This window comes from Haloquadratum walsbyi J07HQW2 (assembly GCF_000415985.1).
Taxonomy (GTDB): domain Archaea; phylum Halobacteriota; class Halobacteria; order Halobacteriales; family Haloferacaceae; genus Haloquadratum; species Haloquadratum walsbyi_B.
In genome coordinates, this window is the sequence record NZ_KE356561.1 from 699347 (window position 1) to 718515 (window position 19169).

The 19169-nt window shown below is 48.6% G+C and carries 13 protein-coding genes and 1 pseudogene; 11 read left to right on the forward strand and 3 right to left on the reverse strand.

What is annotated here, in order from left to right; all coding sequences use genetic code 11:
- Together J07HQW2_RS03250 and J07HQW2_RS03260 are read left to right on the forward strand one after the other, a co-directional pair.
- Positions 1 to 626: pseudogene (locus J07HQW2_RS03250) on the forward strand (hypothetical protein); the annotation flags it as partial.
- Between the two features lie 671 nt (positions 627 to 1297).
- On the forward strand, positions 1298 to 1642 hold the full coding sequence (locus tag J07HQW2_RS03260; protein ID WP_021053899.1) for a hypothetical protein: 345 nt from the start codon (positions 1298 to 1300) through the stop codon (positions 1640 to 1642).
- Positions 1643 to 1898: 256 nt separating this feature from the next.
- Here the strand turns inward: J07HQW2_RS03260 and J07HQW2_RS03265 are convergent, their stop codons facing one another.
- Both J07HQW2_RS03265 and nasA (J07HQW2_RS03275) read right to left on the reverse strand, forming a co-directional pair.
- A complete protein-coding gene (locus J07HQW2_RS03265; protein ID WP_303704299.1) occupies positions 1899 to 3197 on the reverse strand; it encodes an MFS transporter in 1299 nt (432 codons plus the stop codon).
- 533 nt (positions 3198 to 3730) lie between these two features.
- Positions 3731 to 5803: an assimilatory nitrate reductase NasA gene (nasA, locus tag J07HQW2_RS03275; protein ID WP_021053903.1), complete on the reverse strand. Its 2073-nt coding sequence runs from the start codon at positions 5801 to 5803 to the stop codon at positions 3731 to 3733.
- Positions 5804 to 6201: 398 nt separating this feature from the next.
- Here nasA (J07HQW2_RS03275) and J07HQW2_RS03280 point away from each other — a divergent pair, with 398 nt between their 5' ends.
- The 8 genes from J07HQW2_RS03280 (at position 6202) to J07HQW2_RS03310 (ending at position 16997) form a co-directional block, all read left to right on the forward strand.
- A complete protein-coding gene (locus J07HQW2_RS03280; protein WP_021053905.1) occupies positions 6202 to 7980 on the forward strand; it encodes a nitrite/sulfite reductase in 1779 nt (592 codons plus the stop codon).
- Entirely contained in the window at positions 7973 to 8113 is a 141-nt protein-coding gene (locus J07HQW2_RS17560; RefSeq protein ID WP_021053906.1) for a hypothetical protein, read from the forward strand. The genes J07HQW2_RS03280 and J07HQW2_RS17560 overlap by 8 nt, the downstream gene beginning before the upstream one ends.
- Positions 8113 to 10227: an assimilatory nitrate reductase NasA gene (gene nasA, locus J07HQW2_RS03285; protein ID WP_048075130.1), complete on the forward strand. Its 2115-nt coding sequence runs from the start codon at positions 8113 to 8115 to the stop codon at positions 10225 to 10227. Before J07HQW2_RS17560 ends, nasA (J07HQW2_RS03285) begins: the two co-directional genes overlap by 1 nt.
- Before the next feature lie 5 nt (positions 10228 to 10232).
- Entirely contained in the window at positions 10233 to 10508 is a 276-nt protein-coding gene (locus tag J07HQW2_RS03290) for a DUF6360 family protein (RefSeq protein ID WP_021053908.1), read from the forward strand.
- A 224-nt stretch (positions 10509 to 10732) separates the two neighbouring features.
- Positions 10733 to 11245 (forward strand): metal-dependent hydrolase, encoded by a 513-nt coding sequence (locus tag J07HQW2_RS03295; RefSeq protein ID WP_021053909.1) that lies wholly within the window; start codon positions 10733 to 10735, stop codon positions 11243 to 11245.
- A 756-nt stretch (positions 11246 to 12001) separates the two neighbouring features.
- Complete coding sequence (locus J07HQW2_RS03300) at positions 12002 to 14650, forward strand: PAS domain S-box protein (RefSeq protein WP_021053910.1); 2649 nt, start codon at positions 12002 to 12004, stop codon at positions 14648 to 14650.
- Positions 14651 to 15122: 472 nt separating this feature from the next.
- Positions 15123 to 16028 (forward strand): hypothetical protein, encoded by a 906-nt coding sequence (locus J07HQW2_RS03305; protein ID WP_021053911.1) that lies wholly within the window; start codon positions 15123 to 15125, stop codon positions 16026 to 16028.
- Between the two features lie 576 nt (positions 16029 to 16604).
- On the forward strand, positions 16605 to 16997 hold the full coding sequence (locus J07HQW2_RS03310; RefSeq protein ID WP_021053914.1) for a reverse transcriptase-like protein: 393 nt from the start codon (positions 16605 to 16607) through the stop codon (positions 16995 to 16997).
- Here the strand turns inward: J07HQW2_RS03310 and J07HQW2_RS17565 are convergent.
- Complete coding sequence (locus tag J07HQW2_RS17565; protein ID WP_021053915.1) at positions 16934 to 17290, reverse strand: transposase; 357 nt, start codon at positions 17288 to 17290, stop codon at positions 16934 to 16936. The genes J07HQW2_RS03310 and J07HQW2_RS17565 overlap by 64 nt on opposite strands.
- A gap of 328 nt (positions 17291 to 17618) precedes the next feature.
- Here J07HQW2_RS17565 and J07HQW2_RS03320 point away from each other — a divergent pair, with 328 nt between their 5' ends.
- The gene (locus tag J07HQW2_RS03320; protein WP_048075452.1) at positions 17619 to 18305 is read left to right on the forward strand and encodes a sensor domain-containing protein; all 687 of its coding nucleotides are present in this window, start codon (positions 17619 to 17621) and stop codon (positions 18303 to 18305) included.
- Positions 18306 to 19169: the final 864 nt, after the last annotated feature.

The following is a 19169-nucleotide window of genomic DNA, read 5'->3' on the forward strand; positions in this document are numbered from 1 at the left end:
TGTCGGAGATAACAACGACGGTACAGTGCGGAATGCAACGGCTTCTGGGAGGTGACTGGCGGCATTTTGTTGGTGGACTTGTCGGTAATAATAAAGATGGAATTATACTGGGTGCGAGTGCCTCTGGAAGTGTAACTGGAGATAACTCTGTAGGCGGACTCGTTGGAGTCAATGGAGTCATCAAAAATACATTCGCTGTTGGACCTGTCACCGGCAATAGAAATGTGGGAGGACTTATTGGATTGACCGAGTCAGGACGCGGTTCTGAGTTAGTCGAGTCGTCGTACTTTGATACACAAACTACCGGTCAAGATACCTCTGCTAGTCCTGCAATTGGATTAACAACCAGCGAGATGCAAGGAGACGCAGCTATCGAGAATATGCCTGGACTGGAGTTTGGTGAAATCTGGCGAACCGTTTCTGGCGACTATCCAAAGCTGGTCGCGTCATCCAACTCAGACGCAGGCGGAGGTTCGGAATCCCCGACATCGGTTGTAGAAGAATTCGATGAGGATGGGAATGATAACATTGAGATCACTGAACTCGGACAAGCAGCTCAAGCCCTTGCTAGCGGTGAGTTGACGTTTTCTGAGTTCGGACAGATCGGGGTTGAATTCATCATGTAGCCGTCTGTGCATATTCATATTTTTATTGTATGCTATTGTGAGAATTCACGAGAAAATCAAAACACGTACATCCAAGATCCCTATGACATGTCATCATCATATCCCAACTTACTGAAGATAGTCTAGATGTTCGGTCTAATAATCGACACGAATGACACGGCGCTGTCGAGCACAGACCCACAAGTGAACTTCCTGAAATCGGACAGTGTAGTCTGTGACAAAGTCAGCGAGGTGGTGGAAGCGGATGTTGTATCTGCTATCGACGATCGCATACAGGCTACACTAACTTGGGTTATAGGTCCGTTTAGTATCTACAACTTGCCACATCCCGTCGCCTGGCTTACGTCACATGATAGGGGACAACACTGGATGACTTTTGATTACAAATACACACTAGTTATATAGGGAAAATCATCAAGAATAGATTTAATTGCCGTTTCCCGTGTATCTACCCTGGAAATCATATGTGTCATCGTCTTCTTTGAGACAACCACTTACTTGAGATACTCTCTAAGATATCCGATAGCAGGAGGCTGTTCCATAGACGACTCAGTCGCTATGAGTACAGATATCTAATCGCAATTACGAAACTAACGCTCATTTCTAGAGAAAGTATCATATACCGATCTTCCGTAGTGCTTGAATACGAGCGGTGTATATCTGCATTCACTATGGCGAACAGCAATGACGAGAAACTGTTCAGCATTGAGTGGCTCGGCATCGCTTTCGCTCTAGGGCTAATAGTGCAGACACTCGGGTGGATTATTGGCGTCGGACTCTTGACTGGGCTTCCAGCGTATTTCATCGTCGGAGCATTAACTGCGTGGGGCAGTCCGGGCGATACTCTCATTGAGCCTGCTGTCGCGGCATTTTTGATCGCAACACTTGGATTCATGATTGATCATCTGTTCCTTACCCTCCTTGTTGTCGGGATTCCCGTTGCGCTGCTGTATGGAGCCGCCGGATTCGGCATCTCGATTGGTGGCGCATACCTCGGCGAGCGAATACTCGATTAATTGAGTCGGTATAAAATCAGTATAAACAGATGAATCGATCTGAATACGACAATCGAGCATAACCGGAATATCGCTGAATAAATGACCATGCAGATTCACCTGCTCAATCAGACCTTCTCCTAGTCTGGAGTGATAATCGGGTTGAACCTGTCAATCATGTTAGCAAATTTTTACGATAGCTCCTGCGTGAGATTGCCAATGTTGATTTGAAATCCGTCACACGCTCAACTAAAAATACGATATATCTAATTTTAATCTAATCGTCTGCGATTGAGACGCTCTCGTCGCTGCTGACGAACCCATCGTCCGTTGCTCGGGAAGCAACTGTTGGCTGGAATACCCAGGCTGTCAACAACAGAATCGGCACCATCGACAAAGCGACGACTGAGTAACCGATATGTAGATTTGGTAAGAACGGTGCCGCGTACACGAGAGGATATACAATCCCACCAACAGTTCCTACCCCTCCGACAACACCAGCGACCGCACCGGAACTGTCCGGGAACATTGCTGGCACCTGTGCGAAAATTGCTCCCTCGGCGAACGCACACCCCATCCCAACGAGGAACCCAACACCAACAGCGATCAGCACCTCTCCGCTCAAGCCTGCGACTGTCATACCGAACATTGCCACGACAACGAAACACAGCGACACGAATGTCCACTGTTCACGGTACCGTCCTTTGAACACTGGGAGGATATTTCGCTCATTACGAGCTAGCACATCGCTAATATACCCCCCGAACGGTCGTAACAACCCAGCCGCAATGGAGAACGTCGCTGCAAACGTTGAGGCTAACACGAGATTGCTGGTATTGAATCCTTCTCGATAATATGTCGCCAACCATCCGTTCATCGATAATTCGAGACCGAACGTCATCACGTACGCGAACGCTAACACAACTGTTCCGTATCGTGTCGCGGTAAAGAGCCATTCCTTGATCGTTGCCTTGCTCTTCGTTGCAACCCGCTTTTCCTCGTTCTTTGCGGCTTCGCCGAAGGCGTAATAGACTCCAGCAAGCAGGATCGATACAATGCCAGTATAAAAGAACGCAGCACGCCAGTTAGTGGAGAATATCGGTCCGCTCCACCCCGTGGTAAACACGCGTGGAAGTATGAGCGCCCCACCAGCTGCACCTGCGTTACCGATGCCAGCGTAGATTCCCTCCGCTGTACCCAACTCTTCGGCTTCAAACCACTCTGAGACATGCTGGATACCTATCACGAACGTGATACCAGCAGTTGCCACGATGAGCCGGGTGAAAAAGAACACCGAGTACGATTCAGCAAATGCACTCCAGATCGAGAACACGCCAACATACGCGAGTACGATAGCGAAGATTACTGGCGCACCAAATCGATCAGATAGCCACCCGGTGAGGATTCGCCCAAATGGGGCAAGCCAGATTGCTGCGCTTGCTAGTACTCCAATTTCAGCGAGCGAGAGCCCAAATTCCTCAGCCATTGGACCGGTGAAGGGTGCAAACGAAAACCAGATGAGAAATGAAAAATTGAATCCAATCGTCGCGAGAAGGAGGGTTCGGTACTTCGTCATCTGTATCGGACTATTCATGCGATATGTGCCTCCATATCGTTTTGATCGTCTGTATCTACTGTTTTTGAGAGATATAATTCAATAGATAAGCGTTCACTCATAGGAGACAATTGGGCATGATTGCATAGATCATTCATCTGCACATGTGTATCGTTCCAATTGATGATCTGTGAGGACTGCACGTTTTCTCGATCAATAGTTTCGTATTTGCAGTTTTTCACAGTAAGACACAATATTGCCAAAGTTAATAAACAGTTCTATTGACAAATAGTTGACTATGACGAAAATATCCTTATCTTCAAAAGTAGTTATCGTCATCAATATAATTACACACTCGTAAGCATAAAAATAATAATATTCACACAATATTCCTGATTCTGAAAAATCGTGTTATTCAGCCGATATTAATTATTATATTCCGTCGAGAATGTCCACCTGATTCCCTGAGATGCTGGATATATAATAATCTGTAACTACTGATTTCCTCTGAAAGAATCAATCAAGAATAACGAAAGTAGAGGATTATCGAACTCTCAGCTACCCTTCGGCGGCGACAGTCGCACCGCACACTGTTTGAGATTTGGCTCTGCGGAATCCGGGTCTACGGCTGCAAGTGTTAGTTCGTTGATTGCGGAATGATGGATCGGGAGCCATACCATACCTGGTGGGACATTATCACTTGGGCTGACATCGACAGTGACGCCACCACGGCGAGATTCAATCTTGGCTTGTCCACGGTTGAGCGCGGTGAGTGACTCCAAAATTGTATCTGGATTGATCCGGGCTCTCGGGACGGTTTCTGTATTCCCCGATCGCATACCAGTGTTGTACATACCACCAACACGACCGGTTGTCAGTGTAAGCGGGTAAGATTCATCGGCGGGCTCTGGCACGCGGCTGTGCGTGACTGTTGAGAACTGAGCCTTGTCGGAATCTGTGTGGAATGCCCACTCGCCGTCGTTGTAATATCGGTATCCACCCTGTGTTTCGGCGTTCGGTGCAGGCCAACGAACTGCCAGTTCACGATCCAGTCGTTCATAGCTTATTCCTGAGAGATCAGCACTCGTTCCTGCAGTCATTGTTCGTATCTCATCAAACACTGATTTAGGATTAACCGATGGTGCATCGAATACTCTTGAGTCGAGTTGATTTCCGATTGCTGCAATAATATCGAGATCTTGCCGTGCTTTTCCAGGAGGGTCAGTCGCAGCCGTAACGCGGGAAACACGACGCTCCATGTTTGTTGTCGTTCCCTGTGACTCTCCCCATGTTGCTGCCGGCAGAACGACATCAGCACATGCTACCGTATCTGAATGAAATGCGTCTTGGACGATAACGAAAGCATCTTTCAGCGCTCGCTTCACGTGGCTTGCATCTGGCATCCCCGCAACAGGATTTGTCGCCACTGTCCAGCAAATATCGATATTATCACGTGCAAGTTCATCAACGATACGAATAAATCCTGGACCAGACGACGTGGGAAGTCGGGTTAATGGAACTTCCCACGTGTCTGCTACTATGCGTCTGCTCGCTGCATCATCGAACGGTCGGTGACCAGGCCATGTATTTTTCGAGGCGCATACTCGATTACCCATGGAATTGGCTTGACCAGTCAGCGAGAACGGACCGCTGCCCGGTCCCATATTTCCCGTTGCTAAACACAGGTCAATGAGTGCTCTGGCAGTCTCCGTTCCCTGGATGCTCTGATTAACTCCCATTCCCCAGTAAATGAGCGTCTTATCGGTGAGCGCTGTTGCGATCTTATGAACTGTCTCAAGTGAAACTCCGGCTGTCGATGCGGCGGTGGTAAGCTCTGGTAGCGACGCACACATCTCCTCATAGCCGTCGGTATGTTCCTTAACGAATTCAGTGTCGACATCACCTGATGAAAGGACCGAACGCAACACAGCCCGTGCGAGCGCGAGATCAGTGCCAGGTTCGGGTCGTGCGTGTACATCGGCATTGCCCGCTGTTTGCGTCTCAACTGGGTCTATGACATATAATGAGCTATCATCTTTATCCGCACTTGTTTCGATCCAGCGCGATAAGACTGGATGTGCAACTGCTGGATTAGCACCCCATACAATGTGGGTCTGTGCATCTGGTACATCATCATAAGTCGGCGGGGGTGCATCACTGGCAAACGCTTGATGATATGCCGAGACGGCACTTGCCATACACAGCGTGGTATTAGCGTCATAATGTTGGGTTCCAATAACGCCTCGCGCCATCTTGCCGAGCGCGTACGCTGCTTCATTTGTCTGTTGACCACTCCCTAAAATCGCAACACTGTCAGGATCAGTGCGGATAGTATCGATAAGACGCGTCGTGATGGCGCCAAGCGCAGTATCCCAATCAGTTGGTTGTAATGTGTTTCCGTGACGAATCAGTGGTTGTGTTAATCGATTCCCACTTGGTCGTGCTGTTTCGTTCATTCCTCGCTGACATGCCTCCCCACCGGTTGCTGGATGTGCTGGGTTCTCCGTTACCGCAACGAGTTCTGAATCGACTTCACTAGATTGTTGTAGATAACCGCATCCGACCGCACACCGCATACATGTCGTTGGTTGTTCGTTAGTCGTATCTTGTTGATCTGACCTACTCATCTCATTTGTTCAGTCACATCAAACTGACTCAGCGTTATAATAGTTGTTTATCATTAATATTGTGATTAATGTGTTATTTTTCAGTAGTAATAACCCAGAACAGTGTACATATGATATTTGTATAAACACATTATAGAGATATTGTGGATTTTTACTACTAATTGTGATTTTACAGTGATTCAATAATAAAAATATAAGAAATAATATTCACTGTCATAAACGAGAAATTATCCGTCGGCAGACCCGGTAGTACTATCTTTTCCATACAAAGTCAATATTTCTTTATTTGTTAAATAGCCAGCATTTTATGCCAGTATATCAATTTGTAACTGAAACAATGACATATCTCAAAGCAAAATACCGGAATCGATTGCGATATACAATTATGAGGTTTAAGCATGGCAAATAAGAAAGAGCAATGGAAAGACGAGTTGTATGGTGACGAGGTACGTCAGAAGATCCTTGAATTCGCAGATCAAGGATGGGAGTCAATTCCTGAAGACGAGCGGGATGCTTGGTTTTCGCGATTCAAATTCTGGGGTGTCTTTCATCAGCGTTCTGGTCAAGAAAGCTACTTTATGATGCGATTGGCGAACACAAACGGTGTGCTTACTGCCTCTCAGTTGCGTGCTATTGGTGAAGTAGCAGCGGAGTACGCGGTTGGACCTGTCGAAAATCCAGAATTCGGTGATTCGTGGATTGACTTCACTACAAGACAATCCGTCCAACTTCACTGGATTAAACTTGAAGATGTCCCAGCTATTTGGGACCGACTCGAAGCTGTTGGTCTCTCCTCTCGGTCATCAGGCGGCGATACAATGCGAAATATCGCTGGGTGCCCGGTTGCTGGTCGGGACAAACACGAATTTGTTGACGCCCAACCAGTGCTCGATGAAATCGCTGAGACAATCCGAGCAGATGATGATCTCGCCAACATGCCTCGGAAGTTCAACATCAGCGTCACTGGCTGTCGTGAGGGTTGCGCACAGGATTCAATCAACGGGATTGGGCTTGAACCTGCAGAGAAGCTCATCGACGACAAACCTACACGGGGGTTTAATGTGCGTGTCGGCGGGGGGCTCGGGGGACGGGAGCCACGCCGAGCACGGAGTCTCGATGTCTTTGTCAAACCTGAGAATGCCTGTGCGGTAGTCAGAGGGTTCGTTGAACTTTACTTCGAACATGGCGACCGTTCAAATCGGCAAAAGAACCGAAGTCGATTCTTTATCGATGAGTGGGGCACAGAAGAGGTCCGAGATCTGCTTGAATCGTCATACGTGGACTTCCCGCTTCATCATGAGGGTGCGAATCTGCGCGATGAATACACATACAATGCCGGAAAAACCCCAGCAGAGGGCAAACACGATCACATCGGTGTCCATGAGCAATCTGATGGACGCCACTACGTTGGACTTTCCGTGCCAATCGGTCGGTTAACTGCCACGGAGACAGTTGAATTGGCAGACCTTGCGGATACATACGGCTCAGGGGCAATTCGGCTTACACGGCGACAAAATCCGCTTATTATGGATATTCCAGAGTCAGCGCTTGATGATATCCTTGCAGCTGACCTCCTTGAGACACACAGCCCTACTCCGAACGTATTCACTCGAGGCTCGATGGCATGCACGGGAAGTGAATTCTGTTCGCTGGCGCTTACTGAGACAAAGGCTCGGATGGCTACATTACTCCGGTGGCTCCGCACAAACGTTGACGTCCCTGCTGACGTTGAACAACTCAAAATTCATTACTCAGGCTGTACGGCAGACTGTGGTCAAGCAACGACCGCTGACATCGGACTGCAAGGAATGCGTGCACGTAAGAATGGTGAGATGGTTGAGGCAATTGACGTTGGTGTTGGTGGAGGAGTTGGTCCTGACCCGAGCTTTGTTGAGTGGATCCGTCAGCGTGTTCCCGCCGATGAGATACCTGGATTGCTGGGGAACCTTCTTACCGCGTTCAGTGAACAGCGTGATGAGGGACAGACATTCCGAGAGTGGGTCGCCGCGACCGAGCAGTCCTCGCTGACTGAGTTTGCAGAGCCTGAAGAAGTCGATGATTACACTGACCCATGTCTCAACGACGCAAAACAGTCGTGGTATCCGTTTGCAGATGGAGAGAGCCCAGCACCAACGACAGCTAACGGTACGCCTATTACGAGTCAGAGTGATGACTGATCAGCACACTGCCGACGTTGATACCAGGTCAGAGGACGTATCAGTACCTGACTCAGTCGCTCCGATAGATGTTGCACCGGAACTAGTCGCAGCATTTGAATCGCATGATAATCTAACTTCAGTAAGTAAATAATGAACGACTCCGTCCCAACCACATGTATGCGATGTGCAGTCGGCTGTGGTCACATTACCGAGCGCACCGACTCTGGGTACGGTATCGATAGTGTTCGTGGTGATATTGCACACCCAGCAAGTCGAGGACAGGCATGTGCTCGCGGTATCAACGAAACACAGAATCCAGATGGAGATCGACTAACGCAGCCGCATGTTCGGCGGAATGGCAGCCTCCAGTCAACCACCTGGGATGTTGCACTTTCGGAAGCAGTCTCCGCATTCTCAGAGACGCTGTCGCGTACACGTGATGGCGTCGCCGTGCTGGGTAGTGGTCAACAGACAAATGAAGCGGCATACGCGCTCGGCAAGGTCGCCCGTGGTGGGTTTGGTACCCAGTATTATGATGCTAACACCACTTTATGTATGGCGAGTGCGGTCACTGCATACTTTGATGCATTTGGTAATGATGCACCCCCGCCAACGTACGACGACATTGATGATGCGAAAACACATCTCGTCTGGGGAGCGAATCCTGCCGTCGCACATCCGGTGATGTTCCGCTGGATCAACTCGAGTGCCGACGTCGATGATAGTCGTCTCATTGTCGTTGACCCGGTGAAGACCCAGACCGCTGCCAAGGGTGACGAGCACATCTCTCCTGCGCCTGGCACTGACCTCGCACTTGCACGAGCTGTGATTGCACGTGTTATTGAGCGTGGTGACATCGACGACACGTTCATTCAACAGGCAACGACTGGATTTGAGACGCTTACAGAGGCACTTCCTGATGTCGGCGATGCAGCCGCTACCGCGGGTGTTTCGGTATCAACAGTCGACCGTCTCGCTGCTGCACTCGCCGATAAGACGCTTCTTTACTGGGGAATGGGTGTTAATCAGAGCACTCAAGGAACCGCCACCGCTGGTGCGCTCATTGACCTATGCTTAGCAACGGGGAATATGGGGCCGGGTAGTGGTCCATTCTCCTTAACTGGGCAGGCTAACTCTATGGGAGCGCGCGTTTGTTCTTCGAAAGGAACATGGCCTGGAATGCGGTCATTCACTGATCCAATAGAGCGTCAAACGATTGCGGACGCCTGGGATATCCCTCCCGAGCGGCTTCCGGATACTTCTGGTCCCGGTCCAGTCGAGACCATCACAGCAATAGCAGATGGTCCGGTAGAGACGGTGTGGACCGTCGCAACGAATCCGGCAGCTGGACTCCCGAATGCTTCGACCGCCAAATCCCGCCTTTCGGATGCATTTCTCATCGTTCAAGATGCCTTTCATACGGAGACGACTGAGTTAGCGGATATCGTCCTCCCGGCTGCGACATGGGGCGAAACAGATGGGACAGCAACTAACATGGAACGACGTGTCTCTCGAGTACGTTCGGCGTCAGCACTCAAACCGATGGTCCGCACAGATCTCGACATCATTACCACAATCGGTGGGTCGATTGCTCCTGGTTTGTTTGAAACGACCACTCCATCAGCTATCTTCGACGAACTTGCCGCGCTCACCGCGGGAACACCAGCTGATCTCTCGGGAATCAGTTACGAACGGCTTGATGATGAACGGGCTGTGCGGTGGCCAGCACCTTCGGCTGTTTCACAGGGAAGCTATCAGTACTATGCAGATGGGACGTGGGATTTCGAAACCCCCTCAGGTCGGGCTCGCTTCTCAACGGCAACACATGCTGGCGTTCCAGAGCCTATTGATGAATCATACCCACTCACACTTACGACTGGACGCGAACCAGACGGGTACAACACCGGTATCCGATCGCGAGACGTAGACGCGGAATCGCACCCGGTCGCCAGAGTCAATCCACGCACAGCCGACACTCTCTCAGCAAACAGCGCATCGCATGAATCACAGGAGCTTGAACCGGGAGCACTGGCACAGATTTCCTCACGGCGTGCAACGGTAACCGTTGAACTTGCCCTTGATACTGACATTCCGACGGGAATGGTGTGGCTCTCGATTCACCACCCTGAGACGAACACGCTCACACTTCCGGCAACAGACCCGCGCTCAAACGAGCCAAACCTCAAACAATGTGCGGTTGCGATCAAACCAGTCATGAGTGAGTACGCTGAACACCCTCCGACATCTTCGGCTTTAGACGATTAATACCAATGTCACATCGAATTCTTTCTGTCACTGCATATACGACACTTGATTTGGTCACAGCAGACATTGAGACGGCTGAAAAATCACTCCGTACAGACGGCGTAGTGAACGTTTCTGTCGCGGATGACCATCCAGATCAGGTCACGCTTGGCGTCGAACTCGATCTTGTCGAAACCAATGAGGTAGCCACGCACGCCGACCGCGTTCGGTTATCGCCTACTCAGGCTCGTTCGCTTGCAGATGATCTTCAGCAATACGCAGATGAGGCGGATACGGACTGATGCTTGCTGACAACATAATAAAAAGTGATCAAATTAACACGGAACGTGGAACGCAGAGATGGTGATTTAATATCATATTTTGATGATATCTCATAGTTGGATTAAGCACTGAGTCGTTTCCGTGGAAAATCAAATTCATAAGACACTCACCCTGTATCTGTAGAAGTTAACCACAGTAACTACCAAATGTGATAAGTCCTTACCTCCCTAATAAGGGACTATTGATGCATAAGAAGGGTCATTATGGGGCTGCGTTAACGGCGTATGCCCCCATTGGAATGGGTGCGCTTATTCTTGGATTTGACGTAGCCGCCATCAGTGGTGGGGTCGTTGCCATCGGGTTAGCGATGTTCCCAGATATAGATATGAACCTTCCAAATCTATCCCACCGTGGACTGACACACACTGTTCACTTTATGCTGGGTGTCGCTGCCGCAGCAGGCATCTTTGGGGGGATACTCGGACTTATTTTCGGCTCACAGTTACTTCTTGCTGTTGGATCTAGTCTATATCTTGCTCTTGTCAGCGGTCTCACTATCGGCTCACACATTGCTGCGGATGCACTCACACCGATGGGAGTCACACCGTTCGGTGATGAGCGACATTACTCCTATGACCTCTGGAACGCTGATAGTGTGATTGGAAACTATGGATTACTCGGGCTTGGGGTCCTTTCGACGATGGCGGCACTCGTTATCGGTGCTAAAATTAGCGAGTTTTTGTCCATTTATTTATAGCAGACTGATGAGTCATCTGCAGATAGCGAGGCGAGGCGAGTGCCTCGGGGTCGGGGCTTTGATACTGTACTGATGTGACTCAAAAGGGTGAAGCCGACATACACTGTTATGATGTCGTCTGATAGATAGACACAGACAGCCAGAGACCCTCACAGACGAATTCCCACTCTTCAGTCAATGCTGGCTACGAGAGCGTGGGCTTGGAAATGCGACTCCTCTCACAATGGTCACTGGCAGTGCGACGGGGACGGGAGTTGTCGGGGTCGGGGTCGGGGTCGGAGTTGTAGTCATAGTCATGATGATGGAGCGACCGACTTCGACTCCCATTCCCACGGACACAGCACAGCGGCTGTTCGGGTGTCAAGTCAACTTACTTCCAGCCGACTCCTCACCGAAAAGCGAAAGAAAAATTAAAACGACAAGGTCGGGAGGACTGAAACTCGCCCACGCCTGCGGGTGTGGTGTGAAATGGTGTTGACCCCAAAACGGTGAAGCCTCGGCTTGGGGCTTGTCCCCGAGGCACTTCACAATTCAACTAGCAATATTTGGTATATCGCCCTAATACTGATACAATGCCTGATATCACTTAGAGGATTGATTACGATCGCGAATCGTCGAGACTGCTCTTTGAACCCTGACAATTATACTTCTGTGATGAGGCAACTGTTGAGGAGTAACCTGTCTGATAGCATCACACAGTTTAATCCAGTATTGGCGTCGTAAGTTTATTCTAATACAAATATCGTATTAATTTTCGTGTTAACTGCCCTTCAAGAGACGATTCAGGTTCTCCACGTTGATGATGAGCCGGAGTTCGCAGATCTCACCGCCACGTTTCTTGAGCGCGAAAATAATCACTTCGCCGTCGAGACCGAGACTAAGCCCAGTAGGGGATTAGAGAGAATCATCAATCGCCCACCTGATTGTGTGGTTTCGGACTACAATATGCCCAACATGGACGGCATCGAGTTTCTTGAGGCTGTCCGAGACGACTACTCGGAGTTACCATTCATTCTATTCACTGGCAAGGGTAGCGAGGATGTTGCCAGCGACGCGCTTAGGGCAGATGCAACCGATTATATTCAGAAGCAATCTGGGTCTGAACGATACGAATTACTTGCGAACCGTATTGAAAACGCTGTCACGCAGTATCGGTCACAGCAACGACTCCGCGAAACACGTGAAGAGTATGCTGCTGTCTTCGAGAACGCCCAAAATGCTCTGATACTGGTTCAGGTCGAAGACAATGGGTTCCGTTATCAGCAGTGTAATCCACAGACAATCGAACTTATTGGTCAGAATAAAGCCGAAATCGTTGGCAGTACTCCATGCGAACTGTTTGGACCTGAGGACGCAAAGAAGTTGATTGGCGCATACCGCACATGCGTTGCCCAACGCGAACCTGTTGCATACACAGTCACACTTGATCTTCCGACAGGAGAAGTTATTCGAGAATGTGAGGTTGCACCCGTATCTCCGGAGGGTGAGATAAATCAGCTTGTCGTTGAATTTCGGGACATCACCGAGCAATGTCACCGCCAGCGGGAATTTCAACAGCACGGAAGTATCATCGATGTGCTGAGTGATGCGGTATATGTGCTCAATGAGGACGGGCAGTTCACATACGTCAACGACGAGTTCATTGAGTTGGTCGGTTACGACCGAAAAACAGTTCTCGGGAGCACGCAATCGCTGATCAAGGACGAACCGACAATCGAACAAGCAGAACAACAGTTGAGGCGATTATTGTCAGATGACGGTCCGGAGACTGTCTCCTCTGAGATAACAGTATACCCCCGCGAGGGTGACCCAGTCGTTTGTGAGGATCATATGGGCGTCCTTGATGAAGGAAATCAACTCAACGGCTCGGTTGGGACACTTCGAGATATTACTGATCAGAAAGAAAACGAGCAGGAGCTTCGGGAGGAACGCACATTTGTTAAACAAGCCCTAAATACACTTACAGATATCTTCTATGTTGCGAGCCCGGATGGTGAGTTACGTCGGTGGAATGACCGACTCAGGAGAGTTAGCGGGTATACTGATGAAACAATAACGGAAATGAACGTTGCCGAGTTCTTTTCTAGTGACGATCAAGGGCAGATCGCTGATGCAATTGAGGATACATTAACAACCGGCAAAGCGACCGTCGAAGCCGGGTTGGTGACAACTGATGGTGAGCATATTCCATACGAGTTTACAGGAGCGCGGCTGACAGATGCTGATAATAACGTCACCGGATTCGCTGGGGTTGGGCGTGACATCACTGACCGGAGACGGCGAGTGAACACTCTCCGGAAACTTCACGAAAGGACACAGACATTTATAACAGCACCGGACAGACAAGCGGTTGCTGACCACGCAGTTGAGACAGCACGAACTGTATTGAATCATACACTCAATACAATCTGGTTCTATGACGAGACTGAAAAGACACTCTGTCCAGTCGCTGCAACAGACGAAGCTCGTAATCTGTTTGGTGAACTCCCGACATACACCGGTGGTGAAAGCCTCTCATGGCAAGCATTTGAGACTGGTGAAGTCCGTGTAGACAATAATCTTCAGACTACTCCAGGACGATACAATCCGGATACACCGGTCGAAAGCGAGATTTTACTTCCGTTGGGTGAACATGGCGTGATGAACTTTGGTGCGACAGAGCCAAACGCGTTCGATGAGTTCGACACCTACTTAGCGCATATTCTCGGCGACGTAGTTCATGCCGCGCTGGTTCGTGCTGATCGTGAACAGAATCTTCAGAGTCAACGAGAACAGCTCAAACATCAAAATGAACGACTTGATGAGTTTGTCAGTGTTGTTTCTCACGACTTGCAGAGTCCACTTCAGGTGGCAAATGGACGGTTGGAGCTTGTTCAGGATGATTGTGACAGTGAGCATCTCGACAATGTCGCACGAGCACTTGATCGGATGGATGCGTTAATTGAAGATGTTCTAACACTAGCACGAGAGGGCGATCGGATTGGGGAAGTAGAGCCAGTTATGTTTGCTAATATTGTCGATGATTGTTGGCAGACCGTCGCAGCACCCGAGGCTGAGATCATGATTGATGATGAGTGGACGATCCAAGCTGACCGGAGTCGTCTTCGGCAACTCCTTGAGAATCTACTACGAAATGCTGTTGAACACGGTGGTGAAAATGTAAGTGTTAAAACCGGAAAATTAGAGACGGGATTTTATCTAGAAGACGATGGACCCGGCATTTCAGAGGGGAATCGCGACGATGTCTTTGAGGCAGGATACACAACAACCAGGCAAGGAACCGGATTCGGTTTGCGGATTGTCAAACAAGTTGTTGACGCGCATGGATGGGAGATCGTCATAACCAATAGCGAACAGGGTGGGGCACGATTCGAGATTACCGGGATCAATGTCATCGAAGATTAGCTGACTCTCACTAGGCAGGTGACCACAGACACGCTGTCAGAATCTGGGGTGACACATGTCGGTAGTTCTCAGCTCTTTAGCAAAACTGCAATAATCATATTACTCCGTGACTTCTCAGTTATAAAGTATCAGATAAGTGTGCATCGTTGTTTCCGTTCAGTCAATACATGCGCATAAAACGAGCGTAGCGCCTCAATTAACTGAGCGCAGCAGGGTATCATTACTGAGAGTCGAGGAGAAAGCCCCGTGCTTTAGCGCGGGGAGGATGTCAAATAGCACCGTTCTCTTCGAGTTTCTTATTAACGAATCATTCTAATAAGTGAGTTTTTGAAATCACATAAAAAGTATCAGAATGTCCGGAATCAATCTAATTAGCCATCTATTAATTCGTCAATGCTGAATCTGAAGTCTGAGTGTTTCAGAGAGTGTCACAGCACAGTATAAATAAACTATAGAAAACTCAATCACGGATATGCATCGTCGTGAGGTGCTTTCGCTCATCAGTACAGCTGGTCTCTGCACAGTCGGTGGCGGGTGTCTTAGCAACGACAATGGAGATTCGCACTCTGATAAAAACGACTCTGTCTCAAGCTCATCGCCTCCGGATGCGCCCGATAACTCAGCACAGATAGTCTCACAGTCTCCCTCTTCGAACCCTGACGCAACAGAGCAACAACGGCGACATCAACTTTCTATCGGGGAAACAGCGTACCTATCAACTGGGACAGTCTCTGTGAATAACCTAACCATTCAGGGCTCAGTCATTTATTCGAATAATGTTTTCTACTCGTTAATGGGGTCAGGTGAACCTACTCAGCAGTTCATCGTTGTCGGGATCGAGGGAACATTTGAGGTGGACACAACTGAGTTTGCTTTCAGACGGAACGGACGAGTAATTGATCCAAATCCTCGTCCGCAGGAGATTGTCTCAATCACCCGAAACTGCTCTACACCGTGCATTGGAATTCCTGTCGACACTCGCGCAGCCGACACTGCTGCAGTGGTGTATCAACCATCTTACTCTAGCTCTGATAGCGTTCGTGCAGCATGGAATTTGGACGAAAACACACTGAAACTATTGAGTATACAACCTAACTGCCAACTCCAGAAAGCGGAAATAACTAATTTCGATAATAAACTCGCTCTCGAACTGACTGTAGCAAATGCTAGCCCCAGAGACGCTGGATTTCGAGCACTTATTAAACCCGATTACGCCTCTGACGTGAGTGAACCAGTTGGGTTTCTCGTACCTGAGGGACAAACCGTAACACGAACAATTGTGCCGTCTGAAATCCAAGTGTACGATACTGAAGAGGCGACATTCACACGCCCTATCAATGAAGACACGCGATTTTTTACGATAGGAAGAGAAAATTGATTTTACTCTTGAGATCTTATCAATGGTCTGCACAATAGAGCAAATATTGAGCTATTCCGTGTGATCAAATGAAGTGATGCCAAGACGCTCCTAGATTGAATTGTGAATCATCACGATACTCACGGACTATAGAAAGAGGGAGATGTCTAAAGACAGAATCAACAATAGTTTGTCCGGTAAATACCTAACTTAGTCATGAGTGAGAATGAGTGCGTCTACTGCGGTGCTGTTGACGAGCAAGAACAAATCTATTATGATGTTCACGTCCGGGTTGTGACACACTCTGATGGATCCCAAAAATCAGTCTGCAATATCTGCGTTCCTGACCTAGAAACGGTTCAGTGACTCATAGGTGACATCCTCCCACGGCTAAAGTCGTGGGTTCTCTGCTACAATCTCTATAATAGCACTGTCCACCGTTGCAGCGGAGGATCGCTTTCCGAATTCATCATGTGCCATATCCCATATCTGACATCGTTGCAACGATAACAAAACCTCGTGAGTCACGTCTAAAAAGGTCCAGATGATTATGTTATCGTTGAAAATTCTTTACGTTTGAATCCAATATAATATAGTATGTTAACCGTTCACACTGATGCAAGTGTTGACCCAGCTGAGCAGGAGGCAGGCATCGGATGGATACTCACAGATAACACAGGCGAAGAGATAACACACAACTCACGGATTGGGTATAGAGAGTCAACAAGTGCTGAGTGGGTTGGAGTGATACACGCCCTCTCATGGATTGCCACAAACAAAGACACTGATGCGGTCATGATTAACACAGATAGTAACAGTGTTGCGGAAGTGGCAGACGGGAAAAGTACACCAACAGCAAAGAGCACACAAAGATGGTACGCGAGATTCCGAAAATTGACAACATATTTTGAAACAGTAATAGTAAATTATATTCCAAGCGCCAGAAATGGGAAGGCAGATAGACTTGCAAGAACGGCATACAGGAAGTGAACTTTGAGGTCAAGCGAGCCGATAGCACGCCCGTCTGTGTCATGAACGTGCTTGAGGATACCAATATCAGTGCCGACATGACGGTCAGAATTAGCTGGGTTTGCTGGTTCTTTTTTATCCTCAACGGCGAACGAAGCGTACCACTCACCGGTCCGTTCTTTCTTGATACAGACTTCTTTGACGGTGACATTCTTGGGAATCTCACGATGGTAACTAATTGGAATATCTGCGAGTTTCGAAAGTGAGAGAACGGTCTGACTGTTCTTGTTGACAAACTCGAAGCCAGACTGCACGCAGGTGAGACTCCGAAACTCGCTGGGTGCTTTCCGGTTAAGATTCCCGACGTTGTAGCCGTTCTGTTTGAGCCCCGAGGGGCTTTGATACTCTCTGCAATGCGCATCACGGCGGCTTGAATTCTCTATAATGACGGCTCTGCATCCCCTACTGCGCTACTCGCTTCGCTTCGCCTCGCCGCGTTGCTCCTTGAGGACGGGGGCGGGGGATTAGCGCCCACAAACTGCTAAATCCGCAATTTCCATGGCTGGTGATGAGTCCCATCTGACTGTCTCGCTGATGACGACCGATTTATCTCTCAGGCAAGTATTCAAATTATGTGTTGATATGAACTCCTTCGGTTCAACATTACCCTCCAATCTCCCGGTCATTGGCGTCCTCGTCGACATCCGAACGTACAAACACCTATTATATCTCGTGATCGCGCTCCCGGCTATATTCGTTTACTCAGCGCTATTCTCAATGATCGTCTTGGGGATTATACTCAGTGTGGTGGGAATCGGATTCATCATTCTGTTAGCGGCACTGTTTGCCACTCGGGTTGTGGTCAGATTTGAGCGATGGCTTGCAAACCGACTACTAGACACGGATCTTGAGGAGTACGGTGACGTGGCTGGGGATACCGATGGCATGCTCGGAAGTGTCAAGAAATATATCGAAGCAGGTTCAACGTGGCGCGGTGTTGGTTTTCTCTCGTTGAAATCTTTCATTGCCGGGTTTGCGTTCGTCCCATTGTTCGTGCTTGCAAACGGACTCCCGCTGCTCACTGCTCCACTCCGATATCCACTTTCGACAGGTTTTGGCGAGGTCAACGGCGAGCCGGTACGGTGGTCAATCGAAACGCTCCCTGAGGCGTTTTTCGCGGTCGCAATCGGTGTTGCCGGTATTGTTATTACGCTCCACATGGCGAATCTCAGTGCCTACGTCACTCAGCAGATGACGACTGCGCTGCTTGGAGTTGGGAAGTCGACCGAAGACGACGGGAATAAAAATCACTCAGAGATTTCTGAGTAATCTTAGCTAATAGTCGACTCATCACCGTTGGATAAGATTGAGAGAAAGCATCGTACGTACATGATCAAGATCAATAATCTGTATGGGTACAGCATGAACTTTTGACTCCGAATCTCACCCGCCTGGAAGGTTAGCACCGGTGAGATCTGCATCAGAGAGATTGATACTTTGATGAATATTTGTTGATAAGACTGTGTGGCTATTGGGAATCAAGAATTCGGTGTCAGTCATTATTTGATGGATGTGGCTATATTGTCGGTTGAGCTCGTGATTATGCTGTTGGACTCAATGCGGATCGCAGTGTGTTTGGATTAAGTCTACAAGAAGGGTAAAAAATCTTCATTAGGTTATGAAGCAGTTGACACTCACACTGTGTCTGTGATCCAAACTCACAAACTATATATCTCGGCTTCATACTAAAATATACGTTTTCTGTACGGCTTCGACAGAAGCCCAACACAGCATCTATCTCAATTCACTGCCTGATATCATATTTAGATGAGATCTCGACTCATCTAGGCAAAATATCAAATTAGATGTTAAGTCGGACTTACATGATAATATAATTTTATGGATTGAGCGAATATTGGGAGAAAGGATTAATATCCAGAGAAAAGTTAATTAATTAGGTTGTAAGGGTAAGTCTCAGAATTACTCGAGAGACACAACAGCTCCTGAGCGAGTTTCGGATGATTCTGAGGAAATAAGGTAGCCGCCTCTGACATCTCAGTGTTCCCTTGCTCTTCAACCATTTCTCAGATATCACACTAACGAAAATGTAGCTGGATGGCAACTACGATGCAGTCTATATATCTCATGTCATGTCTCAGTGATCCACACAAAGGGCGCTTCAGTGCAGTCTCG

Bases quoted from the DNA above. Each gene is read 5' to 3' on its own strand.
- J07HQW2_RS03260 (WP_021053899.1), top strand. From the start codon at position 1,298: ATGGCGAACAGCAATGACGAGAAACTGTTCAGCATTGAGTGGCTCGGC.
- J07HQW2_RS03265 (WP_303704299.1), bottom strand. From the start codon at position 3,197: ATGACGAAGTACCGAACCCTCCTTCTCGCGACGATTGGATTCAATTTT.
- nasA (WP_021053903.1), bottom strand. From the start codon at position 5,803: ATGAGTAGGTCAGATCAACAAGATACGACTAACGAACAACCAACGACA.
- J07HQW2_RS03280 (WP_021053905.1), top strand. From the start codon at position 6,202: ATGGCAAATAAGAAAGAGCAATGGAAAGACGAGTTGTATGGTGACGAG.
- J07HQW2_RS17560 (WP_021053906.1), top strand. From the start codon at position 7,973: ATGACTGATCAGCACACTGCCGACGTTGATACCAGGTCAGAGGACGTA.
- nasA (WP_048075130.1), top strand. From the start codon at position 8,113: ATGAACGACTCCGTCCCAACCACATGTATGCGATGTGCAGTCGGCTGT.
- J07HQW2_RS03290 (WP_021053908.1), top strand. From the start codon at position 10,233: ATGTCACATCGAATTCTTTCTGTCACTGCATATACGACACTTGATTTG.
- J07HQW2_RS03295 (WP_021053909.1), top strand. From the start codon at position 10,733: ATGCATAAGAAGGGTCATTATGGGGCTGCGTTAACGGCGTATGCCCCC.
- J07HQW2_RS03305 (WP_021053911.1), top strand. From the start codon at position 15,123: ATGCATCGTCGTGAGGTGCTTTCGCTCATCAGTACAGCTGGTCTCTGC.
- J07HQW2_RS03310 (WP_021053914.1), top strand. From the start codon at position 16,605: ATGTTAACCGTTCACACTGATGCAAGTGTTGACCCAGCTGAGCAGGAG.
- J07HQW2_RS03320 (WP_048075452.1), top strand. From the start codon at position 17,619: ATGAACTCCTTCGGTTCAACATTACCCTCCAATCTCCCGGTCATTGGC.